The sequence below is a fragment of the Pseudonocardia nigra genome, from assembly GCF_019396355.1.
Taxonomy (GTDB): domain Bacteria; phylum Actinomycetota; class Actinomycetes; order Mycobacteriales; family Pseudonocardiaceae; genus Pseudonocardia; species Pseudonocardia nigra.
Window position 1 is genome coordinate 1 of sequence record NZ_JAHKRK010000291.1, and the last position, 7,823, is coordinate 7,823.

Sequence of the window (7,823 nt, forward strand, 5' to 3'; positions counted from 1 at the left end):
CGGTGTCCGGTCGGGCAGCAACGGCTCCAGCCGTGCCCACTCCGCGTCGGTCAAGTCGTGGCGATCAAGCACAGAAGAGATCTACCGCAGCCGACCCGCATGATCCACGGGACACGCTCTAGGCCGTGTCCCGTGGATCAGGGGCGATGAGATTCGTGATCCAGATGGTTCCTGGCAAGGCGGAGGCCCGGGGAACGGCAGCCGGCGGAGCCGGCGGGGTGGGTGAGGGGAGCCCAGTCGTACCTGGCGTACCCGGGCCTGCCGACAACGCAGCCAGGGGCCCTCTGGGCGCGAAGACCGCGTTCGTGATCCGCGGGACGCGGCTGGCAGCCTCACCGGACGCGGTGCGGGTCGGCGGGCACGCGTTGCCCGCCTCACCCGGTGTGCGGCGGTGCCGTCGATCCGCGGACGGCGAGCGACGGCGTGATCAGCGTGAGGTCCGTGGGACGGGCCGGGTCAGCGATCCGGGCCAGGAGCGCGTGCGCCGCCCGGCGGCCGACCTCGAAGCCGGCACCGTCCACACTGGTGATCCAGAGGCAGCGCAGCCGGGCGAGGTGGGAGTTGTCGTAGCCGACGAGCGAGAGCGCGCCGGGGACGTAGATCCCCAGCTCGGTGGCGGCCGAGCGGGCACCGAGGCAGGCCATGTCGTTGACGGCGACGATCGCGGTCGGCCGGACCGGCCTGCTCAGCAGGCGGACGGCGGCCCGGTAGCCCCCGTCCTCGGTGAGGTCGCTGGGCTCCACGGCGATGTGCTCGACGAGCCCCTGCGCGCGCATCGTGTCCTCGTAGCCGGCCTGGCGCAGCGTGCCCACCAGGCCGGTCGGGCCGGAGATGTGCGCGATCCGGGTGTGGCCGAGCTCGATCAGGTGCTCAGTGGCGAGCCTGCCGCCGAGCCGGTCGTCGTTGGCGACGGTGTCCACGCGGCCGACGTCCAGATCGCGGCTGCCGACCGCGACGGTCGGGATCTCCTCGGCGATCGCCGCGATCGCCGGTGAGATCGGCATCGTGCCCGCCAGGACGAGCCCGTCGACGCCCAGCTCGAGGAACGTCCGGGTCAGCGTCTCATCCATGAGCCGGTCGAGCCTGCCGTCGCCGAGCAGGATTCGCTGGCCGCGCGCGTGCAGCACGGACGTCAGGCCGTCCAGCAGGTCGGCGAACCAGGGCTGCCGCAGGTCGTTGAGCAGCACGCCGATGGCCCGGGTGCGCCTCTCGGCGAGGGTGCGGGCCGCGGCGTTGGGCCGGTAGCCGAGCTCGTCCATCACCCGGAGGACGGCCTCGCGCTTGGCCTGGCTCACGTTCGGCGAATCACGCAGCACGAGCGACACGAGCGACTTCGACACGCCCGCCCGCTCCGCGACGGTGCGGATCGTCGGCCGTGCGTCGTTCGCGACCATCTGCTGCCTCCGGTCGAAGTGGAACGGTCCAAGCATCAACCATAACGACAGAACCCGCCCGGCCACCCGCCGCGCGCCGTCGCCCCAGCCCCGCGAGTCGCAGCAAGGTGGCTTTACTGCCGTCCTGTTGCAGTAAAGCCACCTTGCTGCAGTCGGGGCGGGCGGCGGGCGGCGGGCGCGGGGGTTGACACGGTCCCGTGGCGCCAGTCACGCTGGACGTACTTGGACCGGTCCAATCCACCGATCAACGACGACTTCGGAGGTGCCGGATGGGCAGGGAGCGCCTGGCGCGCTACAGCCTGGTCGGGCCCGAGGCGGCGCGCGCCGTCGAGGCGGGCCTGGCCGGCGCGACGTGGTTCCGCAGCGACGTGCCGCGCAAGCGGATGAAGGACCTCATGCGGCGCTCGGACGGGCCGGCGATCCGCGACACCGCGATCTGGCTCGGCGCGATCGTGGTGTTCGGCGCGCTCGGGTTCGCGTTCTGGGGCAGCTGGTTCGCCGTGCCGTTCTTCCTCGCCTACGGCGTGCTCTACGGCTCCGCGTCCGACTCCCGGTGGCACGAGTGCGGGCACGGCACGGCGTTCAGGACCCGCTGGGTGAACGACGTCGTGTACCAGCTCGCGTCGTTCATGGTGATGCGCGACCCCACGGTCTGGCGGTGGAGCCACACCCGCCACCACACCGACACGCTCGTGGTGGGCCGGGACCCGGAGATCGTCGCGATGCGCCCGGCCCGGCTCGCGCGGATCATCGCCAACCTCGTCGGGCTCGTCGACGTCCCGCTCGCGCTACGCGACATGGTGCTGCACTCCGCGGGCCGGCTCACGGAGGAGGAGGCCACCTTCGTGCCGGACACCGAGCGCCCGAAGGTCCACCGCACCGCCCGGATCTGGCTCGCGATCTACGCGGCCACCGCCGCCGCCTGCGTGCTGACCGGCTCGATCCTGCCGGCGATGTTCATCGGCGGTCCCCGGCTCTACGGGGCCTACATGATCTACGTCTATGGGCTCACGCAGCACGCGGGCATGGGCGAGAACGTGCTCGACCACCGGCTGAACACGCGCACCGTGCACATGAACCGGCTCAACCGGTTCCTGTACTGGAACATGAACTACCACGTGGAGCACCATATGTTCCCGATGGTCCCGTACCACCGGTTGCCGGAGCTGCACGAGGAGATCAAGCACGATCTCGCGCCCGCGTACCCGTCGCTCTGGGCCGCGTACAAGGAGATCGTCCCCGCCGTGCTGCGGCAGCTGAAGGACCAGAACTACTACATCCGCCGCGAGCTGCCCGCCGGGGCGGCCCCGTTCCACGCCGTATCCGACGGTCGCGCAGCCTGATCCGAGGAGCCCGCCATGTCCCATTGGATCGCCGCATGCGGCGTCGACGACATCGACCCCGAGGACGTCGTCCCGTTCGAGCACGACGGGGAGCACTACGCCGTCTACCGCTCCCCGGACGACGAGTTCTACGCCACCGCCGGGCACTGCACGCACGAACGCGAGCTGCTCTGCGACGGGCTCGTCATGGACGGGATGATCGAGTGCCCGAAGCACAACGGACGCTTCGACTACCGGACCGGCCTCGCCAAGGGCGCGCCCGTGATCGTCGACCTCGCGATCTACCCCGTGAAGGTCGAGGACGGCACCGTCCACATCCAGGTCCCGTGAAGCCGCACGCGGGATGGTCGTCGTCGGTGGCGGCGAATGCGGGGCGCGGGCGGCGCTGGCAATGCGCGCGGCCGGCTGGACCGGGCCGGTCACCCTGGTCGGCGAGGAGGCGATGGCCCCGTACGAGCGGCCGCCGCTGTCGAAGGCCGCGCTGATCGGCGACGCCCCGTCGCCCGCCACGATCTGCGACGAAACCGCGCTGCGGGATGCGGGGATCAGCTTCCTCGCCGGCGTTCCGGTCACGCACGTCGACCGCGACGCCCACGAGATCGGGCTCGCCGACGGGCGCCGGCTCGGCTACGAGCGGCTCCTGCTCGCCACCGGGGCGGCACCGCGGCGGCTGCCGCTGCCGGGCGCCGACGGCGTCCGGTACCTGCGCACCCACGCCGATGCGCTCGCCCTGCGGGAACGGCTGCGGCCGGGGGCGCGGGTCGGGGTCGTCGGCGGCGGGTTCATCGGGTTGGAGCTCGCGGCGAGCGCCGTCGCCCGGGGATGCACGGTCACCGTCGTGGAGGTCGCGCCGCGGCTCATGGGGCGGGTCGTCCCCGTCGAGGTCGCCGCGGTGCTGGCCGACCGGCACACCCGGGCCGGGGTGGACGTGCGGTGCGGCGTCGGCCTGGCCGGGCTGGAACCCACCGGCCTCGACCTCGACACCGGCGAGACCGTGCCGTGCGACGTGGTGGTCGCCGGGATCGGCGCCGTCCCGGAGACGGCTCTGGCCGAGAAGGCCGGCCTCGCCGTCGACGACGGGCTCCGGGTGGACGCCCGGCTCGCCACGTCCGACCCGGACGTCTTCGCGGCGGGGGACTGCTGCTCGTTCCCGCACCCGCTCTACGACGACCGGCGGATCCGCCTCGAGTCCTGGCGGAACGCGCAGGACCAGGGCACCGCGGCGGCCCGGAGCATGCTCGGCGCGGACGAGCCGTTCGCCGCGGTGCCGTGGATGTGGTCCGACCAGTACGAGCTGACCCTGCAGATCGCGGGCCTGCCCGACGCCGCCGTCACCGAGGTGGTCCGGCGGCGGCCGGACGGGGTCGAGATCCGGTTCGGCCTCGGCGAGGACGGGCGGCTGCTGGCGGCGAGCGCCGTCGGGGAGGGCAACGCGGTGGCGCGGGACGTCCGCGTCGCCGAACTGCTCGTCGGCCGCCGCGCCACCCCCGCGCCCGCGGCGTTGGCCGACCCGGCGGTCCCGCTGAAGTCCCTGCTCAGAGGGGCAGGTTGTACGGCGTGACCACCTGAACGTTCGAGGGCCACGGGTACACCCCGCCGGGCAGCGCCTTGTGCGCGCGCATGATCGCCTGGCAGGCGCGGCGCATGTCCTGGCCGAGGTCGTGGTGCAACACGGCCGACACCCGCCCCTGCCGCAGCAGCCGCGTGTTGTCCCCGTCGAGGTCATGGGCCACGAACGCGGCGCACTCCCGCCCCCGCGCGTCGAACGCCTCCAGCGTCGCCACGTTCCCGCCGCCGATCGAGTAGACGGCACGGACGCCCGGGTGGGCGTCGAGCGCGGCCAGCACGAGGTCGCGCATCGTCGCGTCCAGCCCGTCGGTCTCGGTGATCTCGACCAGCCGCCGGTCCGGGTGCCGCGCCCGCATGGCGCCGCGGAACCCGATCTCCCGTTCCTCCTCCCCTCGGAAGAAGCTGCGACTGAGGGTGACCAGCACGTCCCCCGGCTCGCGGCCCAGCCACTGCCCCAGGAGGTAGGCGGCGGTCGCACCGGCGGCGCGGTTGTCGATGCCGACGTAGGCGAGCCGCCCGCTCGCCGGCAGGTCGGTGACCAGCGTGACGACGGGGACGCGTGCCCGCACCAAGCGCTGCACGGCCTCGACGACCTCCGGGACGTCCGGCGCCTTGAGCAGCACCCCCTGGGAGCCACGCCGCCGGATCCCGTCGAGCATCGCCGCGATCTCCTCGACCGTCCCGGTCTCCCGGAGGTGGAACCGCGAGCGCAGCACGGCAGGGCGCAGCGACGGCAGCTCGGCCTCGAGCGCGGCGCGCACGGCCGAGGTGAACCGCTCCGGGGCCTGCATGACGACGTCGAGGAGGAACGTCCGCCCGTGCAGGCGGACCTGGGTGCGCTGCCGGTCCAGGTCGGCGACCGCCTGGCGCACCTCGTGCACGGTGCTCTGCCGGACGCCGCCGCGCTCGTGCAGCACGCGGTCGACGGTCGCCTCGCTGACGCCTGCCTGGCGGGCGATCTCACGGATCGGGTGCGGGTGGCGACCCATCGGGCTCCTGAGGGGTTTTTGAGGGCTTTCTGCCGTTGTCACGGCGCCGTGCCACCGTACGCTCAAAGCCCTCACCAGCGGAAAGGACGACGATGACGACGACCCGGCCCCGCAGCAGAATCGACCTCGAGGACCTGCGCGCGGTCCTCACCGACCGCACGGACCTCGCCGACCACCCGCACGCCGAGACGGTGGTCGACGAGGTGCTCGTCTACGACGCCGCGCACCTGCTGGCCGCCGATCGGCGGGAGGTGCAGCAGGAGCTCGTGCGGGCGTTCACCCACGGGCCCGGCGTCGTCGTCCTGCGCGGCGTCTTCCCGGATCGGGCCGTCGTCGACCGCACCACGCGGGCGTTCGAGGACCTGATCGCCGAGCAGCGCGCGAGCGGGGCCACGGCGGGCGACCACTTCGCGGCACCGGGGGCCAACGACCGCGTGTGGAACGCACTGGAGAAGCTGGCGGTCCGCGCCCCCGAGGTGTTCGTCGAGTACTACGCGAACGACGTGCTCGCGCTCGTCGCGACCGCCTGGCTCGGTCCGGGCTACCAGGTCACCTCGCAGGTCAACGTCGTGAACCCGGGCGGGACGGCGCAGGTCGGGCACCGGGACTACCACCTCGGCTTCCTCGCCCCCGAGGTGATCGAGCAGTACCCCGCGCACGTGCAGCGGCTCTCCCCCGTCCTGACGTTGCAGGGGGCCGTCGCGCACTCGGACATGCCGGTGGAGAGCGGGCCGACGCTGTACCTGCCGCACTCGCAGAAGTACGAGCCCGGCTACCGGGCGATGCACCGGCCCGAGTTCCAGGAGTACTTCGAGCGCCACCACGTGCAGCTGCCCCTGGAGGTCGGCGACGCCGCGTTCTTCAACCCGGCCGTCATGCACGCCGCGGGGCACAACCGGTCGACCGACATCCGGCGGATGGCCAACCTGCTGCAGATCTCCTCGGCGTTCGGCCGCGCGATGGAGAGCGTCGACCGCGAGCGCATGTGCCTGGCGCTCTACCCGGCGCTGCGCGAGCACCCCGACGCCGCCGGGACGGCCAATGCCGTCGCCGCCGCCGCGGAGGGCTACCCGTTCCCCACGAACTTGGACCGCGACCCGCCGGTCGACGGGCTCGCCCCGCCCAGCCAGGCCGACGTGCTCCGCCGCGCCCTCGCCGAAGGGTGGGAGCCCGCCGCACTCACCACCGCACTGGCGGAGCACGCGGCGCGCCGCCGCACGGCATGACCCGACAGGACCGTGCACAACAACGGGCCGCCGTGCACACGTCCCGACCTGTGCACGGTCCCGCCGCAGTGTGCACGGCCGTCGTCTACGACACGGTCAGCAGTGCCTTCGGGGCGATCTCCACCGACACCGGGGTGCCCGCTTCCAGCTCGTAGAGCTCGCCGTCGACCTGCATCGGGATCGGCTTGACCGTCCGGAAGCGGTAGGACCGCGCGGTGGGCTGCGGGCCCAGACCGCGCAACGCGGCCTTCACCGCGGTGCCCAGCACCCGCCACTTCGCGGTATGGCGCAGCACGATCACCTCGAACCGGCCGTCGTCGGGGCGCCCGTCCTCGCTGAGCGTGGCGTACTTCGCCATCTCCGCGATGTTGGCCAGGATCAGGCTGTCGAACCGCTCGCGCCCGTGGTCGGTCTCGATCTCGAACGGACGGAAGCGGGAGAACGTGCGGATCGTCGAGACAATCTCGCGCAGCGAGCCCTTCCCACCCTCCTCGAGCTCGAGCGCGACCGCTGGGGTGATGCCCAACCCCACGTAGGAATGGGCGTAGCGGACGTCGGGCCCGCCGTCCCCGATCGCGAGCTTCAGCAGGTCGAGGCGCTTCGTGTCGCCGTCGACGATCGCGTCGGCGAGCGGGCGCTCCCGGGTGACCCTGCGGTGGTCGTTGGCGTTGCCCGCCGCGAGCACCGCCGCCATGGGACTGTCCGTCCCGGCCTTCATGACGCCGTCGACGACCTCGTTGTAGCCGCCGTCCCCGCTGACCGAGACGACGAGCGGCCGCCCGGCGCGCGCCGCGTCCGCGGCGATCTCGCGGGCGTGCCCGGCGTACTCCGTGGGCCGCAACTGCACCGGCAGGTCGGGGGCGCGGCGGCCGAGCTCTTCGGCCAGCTCGTGGGCGCGCGCCTCGGCGTCGCCGGTGCTGTTCGGGTTGAACACGACGACGACGGACTCGAACGGTCGGGACATGGCACCAATCGGCTTGTCGGGGGCGGTCGCCGCACATCATGCTCCGTCCCGTCGCGGAGTTGCTCGTCGAGAGGTAGCCGGATCGTGGTCAGAACCCCGACCAGCGCCTCGGCCGAGGTCACGCCGCCGTCCCGACCCGGCCCTGATCACCAGCGTGGGTCGGCGCCACCGCGACCTGCCGCAGCGGGATCGGCTCGTCGTCGCCGGCCGGCTAGTGTCTCGTGTCCGAAGTCTTTTGACGCTGCGCTTTGGCCAGGATGGCCTCGGCGTCCTTGGTCCAGATGAACGGTTCACAGCGCTCGTTCCATGCGTCGATGAACGGCGGATGGCGGCGATGA

At 72.8% G+C, this 7,823-nt stretch carries 7 protein-coding genes; 4 read left to right on the forward strand and 3 right to left on the reverse strand.

Annotated features, from left to right (window positions below):
* Positions 1 to 374: 374 nt before the first annotated feature.
* On the reverse strand, positions 375 to 1,394 hold the full coding sequence (locus KME75_RS38025; RefSeq protein WP_219419785.1) for a LacI family DNA-binding transcriptional regulator: 1,020 nt from the start codon (positions 1,392 to 1,394) through the stop codon (positions 375 to 377).
* Between the two features lie 269 nt (positions 1,395 to 1,663).
* Between KME75_RS38025 and KME75_RS38030 the strand changes: the two genes are divergently transcribed.
* The 3 genes from KME75_RS38030 to KME75_RS38040 are packed head-to-tail and all read left to right on the forward strand — an operon-like array spanning position 1,664 to position 4,298.
* A complete protein-coding gene (locus tag KME75_RS38030; RefSeq protein WP_219419786.1) occupies positions 1,664 to 2,737 on the forward strand; it encodes a fatty acid desaturase family protein in 1,074 nt (357 codons plus the stop codon).
* 15 nt (positions 2,738 to 2,752) lie between these two features.
* Positions 2,753 to 3,067: a MocE family 2Fe-2S type ferredoxin gene (locus KME75_RS38035; protein WP_219419787.1), complete on the forward strand. Its 315-nt coding sequence runs from the start codon at positions 2,753 to 2,755 to the stop codon at positions 3,065 to 3,067.
* 13 nt (positions 3,068 to 3,080) lie between these two features.
* The gene (locus tag KME75_RS38040; RefSeq protein ID WP_219419788.1) at positions 3,081 to 4,298 is read left to right on the forward strand and encodes an NAD(P)/FAD-dependent oxidoreductase; all 1,218 of its coding nucleotides are present in this window, start codon (positions 3,081 to 3,083) and stop codon (positions 4,296 to 4,298) included.
* Here the strand turns inward: KME75_RS38040 and KME75_RS38045 are convergent.
* Positions 4,273 to 5,295 (reverse strand): LacI family DNA-binding transcriptional regulator, encoded by a 1,023-nt coding sequence (locus KME75_RS38045; RefSeq protein WP_219419789.1) that lies wholly within the window; start codon positions 5,293 to 5,295, stop codon positions 4,273 to 4,275. The two genes, KME75_RS38040 and KME75_RS38045, sit on opposite strands and share 26 nt — an antisense overlap.
* Before the next feature lie 92 nt (positions 5,296 to 5,387).
* Between KME75_RS38045 and KME75_RS38050 the strand changes: the two genes are divergently transcribed.
* The gene (locus KME75_RS38050) at positions 5,388 to 6,521 is read left to right on the forward strand and encodes a phytanoyl-CoA dioxygenase family protein (RefSeq protein WP_219419790.1); all 1,134 of its coding nucleotides are present in this window, start codon (positions 5,388 to 5,390) and stop codon (positions 6,519 to 6,521) included.
* 85 nt (positions 6,522 to 6,606) lie between these two features.
* On the opposite strand, the gene KME75_RS38055 is transcribed toward KME75_RS38050, so the two are convergent.
* Positions 6,607 to 7,485 carry a diacylglycerol/lipid kinase family protein gene (locus KME75_RS38055; protein ID WP_219419791.1) on the reverse strand — a complete coding sequence of 293 codons (879 nt, stop codon included), beginning with the start codon at positions 7,483 to 7,485 and terminating at the stop codon, positions 6,607 to 6,609.
* Positions 7,486 to 7,823 lie beyond the last annotated feature (338 nt).

Coding starts and splice junctions, on each gene's coding strand:
- KME75_RS38025 (WP_219419785.1), bottom strand. CDS start 1,394: ATGGTCGCGAACGACGCACGGCCGACGATCCGCACCGTCGCGGAGCGG.
- KME75_RS38030 (WP_219419786.1), top strand. CDS start 1,664: ATGGGCAGGGAGCGCCTGGCGCGCTACAGCCTGGTCGGGCCCGAGGCG.
- KME75_RS38050 (WP_219419790.1), top strand. CDS start 5,388: ATGACGACGACCCGGCCCCGCAGCAGAATCGACCTCGAGGACCTGCGC.
- KME75_RS38035 (WP_219419787.1), top strand. CDS start 2,753: ATGTCCCATTGGATCGCCGCATGCGGCGTCGACGACATCGACCCCGAG.
- KME75_RS38045 (WP_219419789.1), bottom strand. CDS start 5,295: ATGGGTCGCCACCCGCACCCGATCCGTGAGATCGCCCGCCAGGCAGGC.
- KME75_RS38040 (WP_219419788.1), top strand. CDS start 3,081: ATGGTCGTCGTCGGTGGCGGCGAATGCGGGGCGCGGGCGGCGCTGGCA.
- KME75_RS38055 (WP_219419791.1), bottom strand. CDS start 7,485: ATGTCCCGACCGTTCGAGTCCGTCGTCGTCGTGTTCAACCCGAACAGC.